The following is a 14,771-nucleotide window of genomic DNA, read 5'->3' on the forward strand; positions in this document are numbered from 1 at the left end:
ATTGGAGGTAGAAAGGTGAACTTACCTAATAAGATTACAGTTTCGAGAATATTTTTAATTCCATTATTTTTAATCATTATGCTAGCCCCATTAAATTGGGGTGACATGATATTTCTTGGGGCAGAAATGCCAGTCAAACATTTTGTAGGAGCATTGATATTCATTATTGCAGCAACAACCGATTGGATCGACGGTTATTATGCCCGGAAGCTTGACCTTGTGACTAACCTGGGGAAATTCTTAGATCCATTAGCGGACAAATTGCTTGTATCCGCTGCACTGATTGTGCTTGTTGAATTGGGTCTTGCTCCTTCATGGATTGTTATTATCATCATCAGCAGGGAGTTTGCTGTAACCGGTCTTCGCCTTGTATTAGCCGGGGAAGGGGAAGTGGTTGCTGCGGGCCAACTTGGGAAAATCAAAACATGGGCACAGATTATCGCTATTTCAGCGCTGCTTCTGCATAATGCCATTTTTGAACTGATCAACCTTCCATTTGCGACCATTGCCCTTTGGGTAGCTATGTTCTTTACCATCTGGTCAGGCTGGGATTATTTCAAGCATAACAAAAAAGCATTTGTAAATTCGAAATAAGGTGTTCTATTAAAGGGGATTGATTCAACTGGAATCATCCCCTTCTTTACATCATCAATAGGGGGAATAAGGATGAATGCAGAAATCATAGCGGTCGGATCTGAACTACTATTAGGTCAGATCGTCAATTCCAATGCTCAATTCATATCAGAGCAACTGGCTGAAGTGGGGGTGAATGTCTATTACCACACTAGTGTGGGAGATAACCCTGAACGGTTGCATCACGCTATTACAGTAGCCGAAGGGCGAGCAGACCTGTTGATTTTCACGGGGGGACTTGGACCGACGAAGGATGATTTAACGAAAGAAACAATAGCAAAGTCATTAGGTACAACTTTGACCATGGACGAAGATGCGTTGGAATCAATTAAAAGCTACTTTAACAAAGTGAATCGGGAAATGACCCCCAATAATGAAAAGCAGGCTCTCATATTAGCAGGCTCTCAAGTACTGAAGAACGAACACGGTATGGCTCCTGGGATGCTACTGAAAAAGGATGATAAAGCATACATGCTTTTACCCGGTCCACCATCTGAAATGAAACCTATGTTTAGTAAATACGGCAAACAAGCGATCTTTTCTTTATTAAAGAAGAAAGAAATCATCCATTCCCGGGTAATGCGCTTTTTCGGCATTGGTGAAGCTCAGTTGGAAACAGAGCTGGAAGACTTGATCGACAAACAAACCAATCCTACCATTGCTCCATTGGCGGGTGATGGGGAAGTGACCCTGAGGTTGACGGCGAAGCACGAGTCAAAGGATATTGCCGCCTCGCTTTTGGATACAGTAGAAGCGGATATTATGGCTATTGTAGGAGATTACTTCTATGGCTACAATCAGGATTCTCTCTTTGAGGTAGGATTCAAATTGTTAAAAGAGAAAGGTCTCACCTTATCCTGTGCAGAAAGCTTAACCGGGGGACTCTTTCAAGCTCAATTAGCCTCGTTACCTGGAGCTTCATTTATTCTGAATGGCGGGGTGGTTTGTTACCAGGATGAAGTTAAGAAGACGATTTTATCTGTGAAAGAGAGTACATTGGAAGAACATACATCAGTAAGTGAACAGTGTGCACGGGAACTTGCTGAAAATGTAAAAGAGCTTTTCTCATCAGATATAGGAATCAGTTTCACAGGAGTAGCTGGCCCGGGATCACACGAAGGTAAGCCCGCAGGAACCGTGTGGATTGGATTGTCTATTAAAGGTCAACCAACTAAAGCGTTTCTATTGAATCTCGGCGGTGGAAGGAATGCAAATCGAGTGAGAACAGCGAAATACGGCTGGCATTATTTAATTAAGGAATTAAGTTAGGTGCTAGACAGGCTGTCTTCCAGTTTAAGGGAGGCAGTTTTTTTAGTGGGGGAGAAAAGTCTATAATATGCGGGGAGAGGATATCTGCCAGTTAACATATATTGACCACCTCCATTCACTTTCTTTTATTCTAGTGAAACAACTCTCAATTCAATCGAATACACCCTTAGAAAAAAACCGAATGAATGTTCGATTTTTTTCTTGTTTTCTATTAAAAAAACGTTTATAGTATAGATAGGTTGGATTTGAGACAAGCTGATAAGTTGTCTATTTCAAGTTATATATTCAAAGGAGGAAGATTTGTGAGCGATCGTAAAGCAGCCTTAGATATGGCGTTAAAACAAATAGAAAAGCAGTTTGGTAAAGGCTCTATAATGAAGCTGGGGGAGCAAACTGATAGAAAAGTAGTAACTTGTCCAAGTGGTTCACTAGCGTTGGACGCAGCCTTGGGGGTTGGCGGATATCCTCGAGGAAGAATTATCGAGGTGTATGGTCCGGAATCGTCTGGTAAAACAACAGTAGCACTTCATGCCATTGCAGAAGTTCAAGCTCAAGGCGGTCAGGCTGCATTTATCGATGCAGAGCACGCACTTGATCCTGAATATGCTCAAAAGCTTGGGGTAAACATAGATGAATTATTACTTTCTCAACCTGATACAGGTGAGCAGGCGCTGGAAATTGCGGAAGCTTTGGTACGTAGTGGAGCGGTAGACGCTATCGTTATTGACTCGGTTGCGGCGCTTGTACCGAAAGCGGAAATCGAAGGAGAGATGGGAGATGCTCACGTAGGTCTTCAAGCCCGTTTAATGTCACAGGCTCTTCGTAAGCTTTCAGGTGCTATTAACAAATCGAAAACCATCGCGATTTTCATTAACCAAATTCGTGAAAAGGTTGGAGTCATGTTCGGTAATCCTGAGACGACGCCTGGTGGACGCGCACTGAAGTTCTATTCATCTGTTCGTTTAGAAGTCCGTCGCGCTGAAACACTTAAGCAAGGGAATGAAATGGTAGGGAACAAAACGAAGATCAAAGTCGTTAAAAATAAAGTAGCTCCACCTTTCCGTGTAGCTGAAGTAGATATCATGTACGGAGAAGGGATTTCTAAAGAAGGTGAAATCGTGGATCTTGGGTCTGAGTTGGACATCGTTCAAAAGAGTGGTGCCTGGTATTCTTATAACGAAGAGCGTCTGGGTCAAGGCCGCGAGAATGCGAAGATTTTCCTTAAAGAAAATCCTGAAATCCGCAGTGAAATCATGCTGAAAATCCGTGAACACTACGGTTTGGACACAGGTCGTGCCGAAACGGATGATCAAAGTGAATTAAGTCTTTTAGAGGACTAATCCACAAATAAGAGAAGCAGCCACTATGGTTTGCTTCTCTTTATTATGTATGTCAAACAACTTATATGTAGAAAATAGTGACTAACCCTTTTTCACAAAGATTATGTCTGATCGGTATGAATGTACAAATGTGTATCCAGTTTTTGGTGATTGCCCTTACACCCAAACAAAAAAATGAAAAAAGATGTTTTTGCTTGAAAATCATTCATAACCCCACAGCGGCAGTGTAAAATAATGTCGATTGGAAAAAATCCCTTTAGAAATCTAGTGATAGAGGGCTCTACCCCTTGACAATAAATTTTCAGAGATTTAAAATTAACATGTATATTTTACAAATTTTTCGAATGAATATTTGAAAGCCTAGCGCTGTATATTTTGTTCTAGTGAGCAATGTACAAGCCGACATGTAAAAGACATGATGACAGTTCATAGCAAGAGGAGGTGAAATAATGCAACCTATAACAATCATCTCCATTTTGCTTGGCCTTATCGTCGGTGTAGTTGTTGGATACCTAATTCGTAAGTCCATTGCTGAAGCAAAGATTGCTGGTGCCAAAGGTTCAGCAGAGCAGATTTTAGAAGATGCTAAGCGCGAGGCAGATGCTCTGAAGAAAGAAGCACTTTTAGAAGCAAAGGACGAAAATCATAAACTTCGCACAGAAATGGAAAATGAACTTCGTGAACGAAGAAATGAATTGCAAAAACAAGAAAACCGTTTAATGCAAAAAGAGGAAAACCTCGATCGAAAAGATGAAACGCTTGATAAGCGTGAAGCTTTACTTGAAAGAAAAGAGGGAACTCTTAACGAGAGACAACAACATATTGAAGAGATGGAAAGCAAAGTGGACGAGATGGTACAATCACAGCAAACTGAGTTAGAACGTATCTCTAGCTTAACTCGTGACGAAGCGAAAGGAATTATTCTTGACCGCGTTGAGAATGAACTCTCCCATGATATCGCCATTATGGTCAGAGAGCATGAAACCCGTGCGAAAGAAGAGGCAGATAAGAAAGCGAAAGAAGTCCTTTCACTGGCTATACAACGTTGTGCTGCAGAACATGTGGCTGAAACAACTGTTAGTGTTGTGAACCTACCGAATGATGAGATGAAAGGTCGAATTATTGGGCGAGAAGGACGTAACATTCGTACGCTGGAAACTTTAACAGGAATTGATCTAATTATTGATGATACTCCTGAAGCAGTTATTCTTTCTGGTTTTGATCCGATTCGTAGAGAAACGGCTCGAATTGCATTAGAGAAATTAGTACAGGATGGACGTATCCACCCTGCACGAATTGAAGAGATGGTGGATAAATCTCGACGTGAAGTAGACGAATATATTCGTGAAATTGGTGAACAAACAACGTTTGAAGTTGGCGTTCACGGGCTTCACCCGGATTTAATTAAGATCCTGGGACGTTTGAAGTATCGTACAAGTTATGGTCAAAATGTTTTAAAACACTCAATGGAAGTCGCATATCTTTCGGGATTACTGGCAGCTGAGCTTGGTGAAGACGAAAGACTCGCTAAACGTGCAGGATTACTTCACGATATCGGAAAAGCGATTGACCATGAAGTAGAAGGAAGTCACGTGGAAATTGGTGTAGAACTCGCAACGAAATATAAAGAACATCCTGTGGTCATTAACAGTATTGCTTCTCACCACGGTGATACAGAGCCTACGTCAATCATTGCCGTTCTGGTAGCTGCAGCTGATGCTTTATCTGCTGCAAGACCTGGGGCAAGAAGTGAGACGCTCGAGAACTATATCCGTCGTTTAGAGAAGCTCGAAGAAATCTCAGAGTCTTATGAAGGCGTTGAGAAATCCTTCGCGATCCAGGCGGGGCGTGAGGTACGTATTATGGTAAGACCTGAAGCCATTGACGATTTGGAATCTCACCGATTAGCAAGGGATATCCGTAAACGGATCGAAGATGAGCTTGACTATCCAGGCCATATTAAAGTAACGGTCATCCGTGAAACAAGGGCTGTCGAATACGCTAAATAAGTGGTTGACTCGAAAAGGGATATCCCCTTTTTGAGTCAGCTTTTTTTATTGTTGCTAACATCAGTGATAAGGATCATTGGGAGAATCCCTCATTGATGAATAGACCCTAAGGATTTTGTGATACAATAACTACAGGACTCAATACATATAGAGAAGGGATTTTTCATGAAAATATTATTTGTAGGAGACGTTGTCGGTTCAATGGGCCGGGAAATGATCACAGAATACCTGCCGAAGTTAAAGAAGAAGCATTCACCCGATTTTACGATCGTTAATGGAGAGAATGCTGCATCAGGCAGAGGGATAACGGAGAAGATTTATAAACAATTCTTACAAGATGGCGCCAATATGGTGACCTTAGGAAATCATACATGGGATAATAAAGATATCTTCAATTTTATCGACTCATCTAAACAGATGGTTAGACCGGCGAATTTCCCGGAAGGCACGCCGGGAAGCGGTCTGGTGTTCGCTGAAGTGTACGGAAAAGAAGTTGCCGTCATCAATGCTCAAGGAAGAACATTTATGCCTCCCCTTGATGACCCGTTTAAGGCACTTGATGAACTTGTATACGAAGCAAAGAAAAGAACGTCGATTATCTTCGTTGACTTTCATGCAGAAGCAACAAGTGAAAAGCAGGCGGTTGGCTGGTTTCTAGATGGACGTGTATCTGCTGTAATAGGAACCCATACACATGTTCAAACGGCAGATAATCGCATCCTTCCAAATGGAACCGCATTTATGTGCGATGTCGGTATGACGGGACCATATGATGAAGTATTAGGGATGAGCAAGGATTCTGTTCTTAAGAGATTCCAGACTAGTTTACCAGTTCGTTTTGAAGTCCCAAAGACAGGACGCAAAATCTTGAGTGCCTGTCTAATCGAAGTTGATCAAAAAACTGGTAAAGCGAAAAAAATCGAGCGTATTTTAATCAACGAAGACCATCCATTTATGGCAGAATACTAAATGTTTTCTTTCCTTTTTTCGGTGTGACCGGAATGATTTGTCCATTTCCTGAATATAGTATCAGTGGAATCATTTATACCAAGTTTGTTCTTTACCACGGACATACGGTATGGGGGAAATGACAAGGAGGAAAAGGAATGGAAATATTAAAAGTTTCAGCAAAATCTAATCCTAATTCTGTAGCTGGTGCACTCGCCGGTGTTCTTCGTGAGAGAGGAGGAGCTGAGATTCAAGCTATTGGTGCAGGAGCTTTAAATCAAGCAGTTAAAGCGGTTGCGATTGCCAGAGGCTTTGTGGCTCCTAGTGGTTTAGATTTAATATGTATCCCGGCATTTACAGATATTTTAATTGATGGAGAAGAGCGTACGGCGATAAAGTTAATCGTAGAACCAAGATAATAAACAATGGGCTGTTCATTAAAGAGGATTCTTTAGTGGACAGCCTTTATACTATTAATCGTAATACATATAAGTTAGGTGCCCTGAAAGGATGAAGTATTATGTTATTTGATGCACACTGCGATGTGTTAATGAAGTTATACCTGGAACCAGGGAAGGGAGCATTTCAATCTAAATATACAATGCATATTACCTACCCCCAGCTTCTTGAAAGCAGGAGTAAAGTACAATTGTTTGCAATCTATATTCCATCATATTTGAAACCAGGTCAAAGATTCCAAGCTGCGTTAGAGATGGTGAACTTGTTTCATAATGAAATTTTAAAACCAAACCCAAAACTTAAATTTGTGACTTCAAAACAGGAAGTAGAAAGACTGGCCGATGATGAAATTGGTGCGATGCTGACACTGGAAGGTGCTGAGGCTATAGAGGAGGACCTAACCAAGCTTGAAATTCTTTACCGACTTGGGGTACGTTCTGTAGGATTGACGTGGAATTGGGCCAATGCTTGTGCAGATGGTGCACTGGAGCCAAGGGGTGGGGGTTTAACAAATTTTGGACATGAGGTAGTATCATTTTTAAACGAGAAAAGGCTTTGGACGGACGTTTCCCATCTATGCGAGAAAGCATTCTGGGATACAATCGAAATGGCTGATTATCCGATTGCTTCTCATTCGAACGCCTATTCTATATGTCCCAATCCCCGTAATTTGAAAAACGATCAAATTGAAGCGCTAATAAAAAGAGATAGTGTCATGGGGATCACTTTTGTTCCTCCTTTTTTAAACAAAAAAGGATCAGCGGTAATTTCAGACGTGATAAGGCATATCGAGCATGTATGCAGTTTGGGTGGTGAAAATCATATTGGCTTTGGCTCCGATTTTGATGGTATATCTGAAACGGTACAAGGGTTATCCTCATTCAATCAATATGATAACTTAATCAACACACTTCAACGATACTATAGTAAAAAGCAAGTTAAGAAATTCTTATTTGAAAACTTTTTTGTCAGATTACCAGATTGAAACCACTAAAGGTAAACCTTTAGCGGTTTATTTTTTGCCAAGTTGTGCGTGTTTACATTCATAATTTCTTCGATACAGTAGTGAATTAAATCAAAAAGTGATAAACTGATAGAGTGAACACAAGTTGCAACCATCCTTTGTAATAATAGATTGTTTGAACGAAATGAAGAGAAAAGCATCTCTAATAGATGTTGAAAAAATTGATTGAAGGGGTGTAATAAATGAAGGAACAACTTTCATGGAAAGTTGGTGGCCAGCAAGGTGAAGGAATAGAGAGTACGGGTGAAATCTTCTCTATGGCTCTTAATCGCCTTGGATATTACTTATACGGTTACCGTCATTTCTCCTCTCGTATTAAGGGAGGCCATACGAATAATAAAATTCGGGTAAGTACTACACAAGTGCGTGCGATTGCTGATGACTTAGACATTTTAGTTGCATTTGACCAAGAAACGATTGATGTGAATTATAAAGAACTACATAGCAATGGTGTCATTATAGCTGATGAGAAGTTTAAGCCTGAGAAGCCTGAAGATACAGAGGCTTCCCTCTATATCATTCCATTCACCCAGTTAGCCACGGAACTTGGAACGTCGTTAATGAAGAACATGGTAGCTGTAGGTGCGACATGTGCCGTTCTAAACCTTGATCCGGAAGTTTTCAAGGAAGTTGTTGAAGAAATCTTCGGCCGCAAAGGTGAAACGGTAGTAGAGAAAAACATGGAAGCGATCAAACAGGGCTTCCAAACGATGAAAGAAGAGCTTGGGAGCAATGTTGGTGCCTTACAGCTGAAAGAAGCTGACGGGAATAAACGTATGTTTATGATCGGAAATGACGCAATTGCTCTTGGGGCACTCGCAGGTGGCGTTCGTTTGATGGCTGCATACCCAATCACTCCAGCCTCTGAAATTATGGAATATCTTATTAAAAAGCTCCCGATGGTTGGAGGAACGGTTATTCAAACAGAGGATGAGATTGCAGCCGCAACGATGGCAATCGGAGCTAACTACGGAGGAATCCGTTCATTCACTGCATCGGCTGGACCAGGTCTTTCACTTATGATGGAAGCAATCGGATTATCCGGAATGACAGAACAGCCTTTAGTAGTGGTGGATACTCAACGTGGAGGGCCGTCCACGGGGCTTCCAACGAAACAGGAGCAGTCCGATTTAATGGCCATGATTTATGGTACGCATGGAGAGATTCCCAAGATCGTCCTGGCTCCAAGTACAGTACAGGAAGCGTTCTATGATACAGTAGAGGCATTTAACTTAGCCGAAGAGTATCAATGTCCAGTCATCATTCTTTCAGATCTGCAACTTTCATTAGGGAAACAAACAGTTGAACCTCTTGATTACAGCAAAGTGGAAATTCGTAGAGGAAAGCTTGTAGGAAATGAATCTGAACTAAATGAATTAGAACCGAAAAAATACTTTAAACGCTTTGAAGTGACTGAAGATGGTGTATCACCACGTGTCATTCCTGGAATGAAGAACGGTATTCATCATGTAACAGGAGTAGAACATGATGAAACAGGGAAGCCCTCTGAATCCCCTGTAAACAGGCAGGCGCAGATGGATAAACGTATGCGTAAGGTGGAAAGTATCCGCTTTACTAATCCAATTCACACTCATGCACCACATGAAGAAGCCGATTTATTATTAGTTGGTTTCAACTCCACACGTGGTGTAATTGAAGAAGCAATGGAACGCCTTGATGCCGATGGGCTGAAAGTGAACCATGCGCATGTTCGCTTAATCCACCCGTTCCCGGCAGATGAACTGGAGCCACTAATGCAATCAGCGAAGAAAGTGATCGTGATTGAACATAATGCTACTGGACAACTGGCAAATATTATAAAAATGAATGTTGGGTATGGGAATAAAATCACGAAAATGACAAAATATGATGGAACACCATATTTACCAAATGAAATTCATTCCAGATGTAAGGAGTTGATCTGATCCATGGCTACCTTTAAAGATTTCAGAAATAATGTTAAACCAAACTGGTGTCCTGGGTGTGGTGACTTCTCTGTACAAGCAGCGATTCAACGGGCATCGGCAAATGTGGGGCTGGATCCTGAACAATTAGCTGTCGTTTCCGGGATCGGTTGTTCCGGACGTATATCAGGTTATATTAACTCATACGGTTTTCATGGCATTCATGGACGTTCCCTTCCTATCGCTCAGGGATTAAAAATGGCGAATAAGGATTTAACCGTTATCGCTTCAGGCGGGGATGGTGATGGGTTTGCCATAGGGCTTGGCCATACGATCCATGCGATCCGTCGTAATGTTGATGTCACATACATCGTTATGGATAACCAGATTTATGGGCTGACAAAAGGACAAACCTCCCCGCGCTCATCATCTGGTTTTAAGACAAAGTCTACGCCTCAGGGAAGTATCGAGCCTGCACTGGCACCGATGGAAATGGCACTGACAGCAGGTGCAACATTCGTTGCCCAAAGCTTTTCTTCTGACTTGAAAGAGCTTACGGCGATAATTGAAGCTGGACTTAATCATAAAGGCTTCTCATTGATCAACGTATTTAGTCCTTGTGTAACATATAATAAGATTAATACGTACGACTGGTTTAAAGAAAACCTGACAAAGCTCTCAGATGTTGAAGGCTATGATCCATCAAATCGTGAACAAGCGATGAATATGCTCATGGAAAAGGATGGACTGGTTACTGGTTTGATTTATCAGAATAAAGAACAGCCATCGTACCAAGATCTTGTAGCAGGTTATTCCGAAGAGCCTCTAAGCACTCATGATTTAAGGTTGGATGAAAGTAAATTTGATGAATTAGTGAAAGAATTTATGTAATACTGATTGTAGAAAGGACTTCCAAATTGGAAGTCCTTTCTATCTTTGTTGTATCTGCATTGTAGTTATTTATCTTGTTTTATCCCTGATTATTGGCGTGCTTTCCCTTGCTTCAATTTTATAAACGCCTTTTTTGGTTGTCATAAGTTTGTTCGAATCTTGATTTTTATTAGAATCGATCAGTGTTTTAAGAGAATCAATTCCGTGAAATATAGATGACTCGGTCTGGTAAAGTGTGTTCATCTGTTGGATGATATGTGAAAGTTGGGAATCGAATTTTTCAAGTTCGTTCAACATATTATCTTTTTTACTTAGCACTTTTTCAAATGAATCATTCATTATCAATTCAAGTGAGTCCATTTTTTCTTCCTGCTTCTTGGATGACCGATCAATGTCAGCGAATTGATTTGTCAGCCACCATTCATTCTCCTCGATCTGCTGCTGAACGGCTTCAATCATTCTTTCGAAATAATCCACTTTCATTTTTTCAGATTCCATTAATTTTTGTTTGGCTTCTTCAAATCTAAGCATTAATTGATCCCTTTCAACCGACAGTCCTTCTAATTTTTCTGCTTTTGTCAATAAGTCATGAAAGAGATCTTTTTTTGTTTCTTCCGAATGTGAAAGTGCTCGGTTTAATTCTTGTAGGTGTGTATCCTTAATAGCTATTTCATTTTCAAGTGAGTAGATAATCCTATCTTTTTTAACTAAATCTGCATTCAAAGTATCTATTTCGCATAGTAAAACATTTTCAGACTCTTTCAATGAATATCTTTCTGTTTGAATTTCTTCCAGCTGTTTTCTAACTTCTTTGATTTTATGTTTTTCTATTAAAAGAAATTTCTCTAATTCTTTTTTTTCATTTTCAAGTGTTTGAATATGAGCCCCATTATGCATGATTATCTTGTTTGCATTTTTTAACTCGGATTCTATTTTTTCTTTCGCTTCTGTTAATGAGTTTCTATCCTTTAACAGTTCTGTTTCGTACAGATCATTTACTTTTATTTGTTCGTAGGCAAGCTCTAGTTCACGATTCTTTTGACTGATTTCTTCTTTTAAATGTTCATTCTCAGCGTAAAGGTAGCCGGTTTTTAACTTTTTTATAGTCTGTTTTAGGTTATTAATCTCCGATAGTAAAAAGAAGCTTTCTTGATCTGAAATGTTATATAGTGGATAAACCACTTTTTCCTCATCGATGGTAATCTCCTCCTGGTCAGTTTCTGATACATTAGTCTATGTATTGGTATCGACGATTGTTACAAGCACCCAGTTAATGTAAGGCTGCTAAAGAAAGATGTATATTTTTCAACACTTAAGCGCCTCTATTGTATGTAGACCAGAAAACCTTTATACTATTATAATGTGCAAGAATGTATATCTTGTGAGATCTTTTTATAATAGAAGATAAGCGGTTTTGTTATAGAGGTAGAAAGGGGATTTTTCATGAATGAAGAACAACGAAAACATGGACAACAATCGAAGTCTGTTATTCCATCGGACCAAAAATCCGAAAAGGATTACAGTAAATACTTCGAAAGTGTCTATATTCCGCCTTCGTTGAAAGATGCAAAAAAGCGTGGGAAAGAAGAAATAAAATATCATAACGACTTTACGATTGATGATCAATACAGGGGACTCGGTGAAGGCAAGAAATTCTATATCCGTACGTATGGTTGTCAAATGAATGAACATGATACGGAAGTAATGGCAGGGATTTTCATGGCACTTGGCTATGAAGCGACGAATTCGACAGATGACGCAGATGTCATCCTTTTAAATACATGTGCAATTCGTGAAAATGCTGAGAATAAGGTGTTCGGTGAATTAGGACATCTGAAACATCTAAAACGGGAAAAGCCAGAGCTCTTGATTGGTGTCTGTGGATGTATGTCCCAGGAAGAGTCAGTTGTAAATAAAATCCTGAAAACATATCAACAAGTCGATATGATTTTTGGAACGCATAATATCCATCGCCTTCCTAAAATCCTGTCAGATGCTTATATGTCTAAGGCGATGGTCGTAGAAGTGTGGTCTAAAGAAGGGGACGTCATTGAGAACCTTCCGAAAGTTCGCCGTGGCAATATAAAAGCATGGGTTAACATCATGTATGGCTGTGACAAGTTCTGTACCTATTGTATTGTTCCATACACACGTGGTAAGGAACGAAGCCGCCGTCCTGAAGAAATCATTCAGGAAGTACGTCATCTGGCCGCCCAGGGTTACCAAGAGATCACTCTTCTTGGTCAGAACGTGAATGCATATGGTAAAGATATTGAAGATCTTGAATATGGCTTAGGTGATTTAATGGATGACCTTCGTAAAGTGGACATCCCACGTATTCGCTTTACGACTAGCCACCCAAGAGATTTTGATGATCATTTAATCGAAGTCCTTTCGAAAAAAGGGAATCTGGTTGAGCATATTCATTTACCGGTTCAATCCGGTTCCACAGATGTTCTGAAGATTATGGCCCGTAAATACACGAGGGAGCAATTCTTAGAATTAGTACGGAAAATAAGAACAGCGATGCCAGACGTGGCTCTAACAACTGACATCATCGTTGGATATCCGAACGAGACAGACGAGCAGTTTGAAGAAACACTTTCACTATACAGAGAGGTCGGATTTGAATCTGCCTACACGTACATCTATTCTCCAAGGGAAGGTACCCCGGCGGCGAAGATGAATGACAATGTACCGATGGAAGTGAAAAAAGAGCGACTTCAACGATTAAATGCAGTTGTGAAAGAGTACTCGGCTGAAGCGATGAAGAACTATACAGGACAGATCGTTGAGGTGCTGGTAGACGGGGAGAGTAAGAAAAACCCAGATATTCTTGCCGGTTATACTCGACGCAGTAAGCTTGTGAACTTCAAGGCTCCTAAAACAGCCATTGGAAAAATTGTGAAAGTTAAGATCACAGATGCTAAGTCTTGGTCACTGGATGGGGAAATGGTCGAAGAAGGCCTAATTGGATCAGAATTTCAAGAACCGGTAGAGGTGAAATAATATGGCAAAGTATACTAAAGACGATATTATGAAACGAGCGGAAGAGCTGGCAACAATGATTGCTGAAACAGAAGAAGTGGATTTCTTTAAACGTGCTGAAGCACAGATTCATGAAAATCAAAAAGTACGTGAAATGATTGCGAGTATTAAGAGTTTACAAAAGCAGGCTGTGAACTTTCAGCATTATGGAAAAATAGAAGCTCTAAAAATGGTTGAAGCAAAAATTGAAAACCTGGAAAAGGAAATCGATGCCATTCCGGTGGTACAACAATTTAAAGAGTCACAAACAGATGTAAATGATTTACTTCAAATTGTTGCGTCCGTCATTTCAAATAATGTGACAGATCATATCATCGAAACCACCGGGGGAGACTTACTACGTGGAGAAACTGGATCACAAGTGAAAAACTCGACGCCTGGAAGCTGTTCTTAATAGAAGAAAAAATAATGACATTACAAAAACGATCTCTGCTTAAAGGAATCTCCCTTTTATGCAGAGATCGTTTTTTTGCATGCTCTTTTGCTGATGCTGCCATTTTCGTAATCGTTGAGTTCACGATATTTTCTATGGAGGGAGATCGTGCATTCCGGAACATTCAATGGGTATTCGCATACAATACATTATCTCGCAACAATCCCATTATGTAATTAAATTTACTCGCACAAACACCTAGATAGTCGCATAAGATGAATTGAAAATGAATGAGGAGGTTCGCTCGAATGGCAGAATATAGAGAGATTATTACTAAAGCGGTCGTAGCGAAGGGACGTAAATTCACACAGTCTCATCATACGATTAGCCCGCCGCATAATCCATCGAGCATTTTAGGCTGCTGGATCATTAATCATCAGTATGAAGCACACAAAGTAGGCAAGAAGGTTGAAATTCACGGTTATTACGAGATCAACGTATGGTACTCTCACAGTGACAACACAAAGACATCCGTTGTAACAGAGAGAGTACAGTATACAGATTGCATTAAACTGAAATACCGTGATCCTGATTGCTTAGATGATATTGAAGTATGTGCTCGAGTACTGCAACAGCCGAATTGCTGCGAAGCGGTCATTTCACCAAACGGTAACAATATCATTGTTCACGTTGAACGTGAATTCCTAGTGGAAGTTATAGGAGAAACGAAAGTATGTGTCCTTGTAAATCCTGAAGGTTGTGACGATGAAGACTGGGATTGTGACTTAGATGATGAAGAATTTGAAGAGTTAGATCCAGACTTCTTAGAAGGAGACGAAGAATAGCATTTACTAGGAAGACGGCCTCTTCCTA

The 14,771-nt window shown here is 40.4% G+C and carries 13 protein-coding genes; 12 read left to right on the forward strand and 1 reads right to left on the reverse strand.

Annotated elements, in window-relative coordinates; translation table 11 throughout:
* Window positions 1–15: 15 nt before the first annotated feature.
* The 9 genes from pgsA (at window position 16) to ACCB35_RS09795 (ending at window position 10,477) form a co-directional block, all read left to right on the forward strand.
* On the forward strand, window positions 16–594 hold the full coding sequence (pgsA, locus tag ACCB35_RS09755) for a CDP-diacylglycerol--glycerol-3-phosphate 3-phosphatidyltransferase (protein WP_044337334.1): 579 nt from the start codon (window positions 16–18) through the stop codon (window positions 592–594).
* Window positions 595–666: 72 nt separating this feature from the next.
* Window positions 667–1,902, forward strand: coding sequence for a competence/damage-inducible protein A (locus ACCB35_RS09760; RefSeq protein ID WP_374056690.1), 1,236 nt, complete (start codon window positions 667–669; stop codon window positions 1,900–1,902).
* Window positions 1,903–2,204: 302 nt separating this feature from the next.
* On the forward strand, window positions 2,205–3,242 hold the full coding sequence (recA, locus tag ACCB35_RS09765; RefSeq protein ID WP_044337332.1) for a recombinase RecA: 1,038 nt from the start codon (window positions 2,205–2,207) through the stop codon (window positions 3,240–3,242).
* Between the two features lie 449 nt (window positions 3,243–3,691).
* Complete coding sequence (rny, locus tag ACCB35_RS09770; RefSeq protein WP_374056691.1) at window positions 3,692–5,251, forward strand: ribonuclease Y; 1,560 nt, start codon at window positions 3,692–3,694, stop codon at window positions 5,249–5,251.
* A gap of 165 nt (window positions 5,252–5,416) precedes the next feature.
* The gene (locus ACCB35_RS09775; protein WP_044337330.1) at window positions 5,417–6,220 is read left to right on the forward strand and encodes a TIGR00282 family metallophosphoesterase; all 804 of its coding nucleotides are present in this window, start codon (window positions 5,417–5,419) and stop codon (window positions 6,218–6,220) included.
* 137 nt (window positions 6,221–6,357) lie between these two features.
* Window positions 6,358–6,618 (forward strand): stage V sporulation protein SpoVS, encoded by a 261-nt coding sequence (gene spoVS / locus ACCB35_RS09780; protein WP_034760060.1) that lies wholly within the window; start codon window positions 6,358–6,360, stop codon window positions 6,616–6,618.
* 101 nt (window positions 6,619–6,719) lie between these two features.
* Window positions 6,720–7,643, forward strand: a complete 924-nt coding sequence (locus ACCB35_RS09785; RefSeq protein WP_374056692.1) for a dipeptidase — start codon at window positions 6,720–6,722, stop codon at window positions 7,641–7,643.
* 221 nt (window positions 7,644–7,864) lie between these two features.
* Entirely contained in the window at window positions 7,865–9,607 is a 1,743-nt protein-coding gene (locus ACCB35_RS09790; RefSeq protein WP_374056693.1) for a 2-oxoacid:acceptor oxidoreductase subunit alpha, read from the forward strand.
* 3 nt (window positions 9,608–9,610) lie between these two features.
* Window positions 9,611–10,477 (forward strand): 2-oxoacid:ferredoxin oxidoreductase subunit beta, encoded by an 867-nt coding sequence (locus ACCB35_RS09795; protein WP_374056694.1) that lies wholly within the window; start codon window positions 9,611–9,613, stop codon window positions 10,475–10,477.
* A gap of 69 nt (window positions 10,478–10,546) precedes the next feature.
* Here ACCB35_RS09795 and ACCB35_RS09800 read toward each other — a convergent pair whose 3' ends face one another.
* A complete protein-coding gene (locus ACCB35_RS09800; protein WP_374056695.1) occupies window positions 10,547–11,659 on the reverse strand; it encodes a hypothetical protein in 1,113 nt (370 codons plus the stop codon).
* A 261-nt stretch (window positions 11,660–11,920) separates the two neighbouring features.
* Here ACCB35_RS09800 and miaB point away from each other — a divergent pair, with 261 nt between their 5' ends.
* From miaB to ACCB35_RS09815, 3 genes are all read left to right on the forward strand, one after another.
* Window positions 11,921–13,486 carry a tRNA (N6-isopentenyl adenosine(37)-C2)-methylthiotransferase MiaB gene (miaB, locus tag ACCB35_RS09805; protein WP_374056696.1) on the forward strand — a complete coding sequence of 522 codons (1,566 nt, stop codon included), beginning with the start codon at window positions 11,921–11,923 and terminating at the stop codon, window positions 13,484–13,486.
* Window position 13,487: 1 nt separating this feature from the next.
* A complete protein-coding gene (locus ACCB35_RS09810; protein WP_044337324.1) occupies window positions 13,488–13,919 on the forward strand; it encodes a RicAFT regulatory complex protein RicA family protein in 432 nt (143 codons plus the stop codon).
* A 287-nt stretch (window positions 13,920–14,206) separates the two neighbouring features.
* Window positions 14,207–14,743: an outer spore coat protein CotE gene (locus tag ACCB35_RS09815; protein WP_044337322.1), complete on the forward strand. Its 537-nt coding sequence runs from the start codon at window positions 14,207–14,209 to the stop codon at window positions 14,741–14,743.
* Window positions 14,744–14,771 lie beyond the last annotated feature (28 nt).

Source organism: Rossellomorea sp. FM04394 (genome assembly GCF_041889765.1).
Taxonomy (GTDB): Bacteria; Bacillota; Bacilli; order Bacillales; family Bacillaceae_B; genus Rossellomorea; species Rossellomorea aquimaris_B.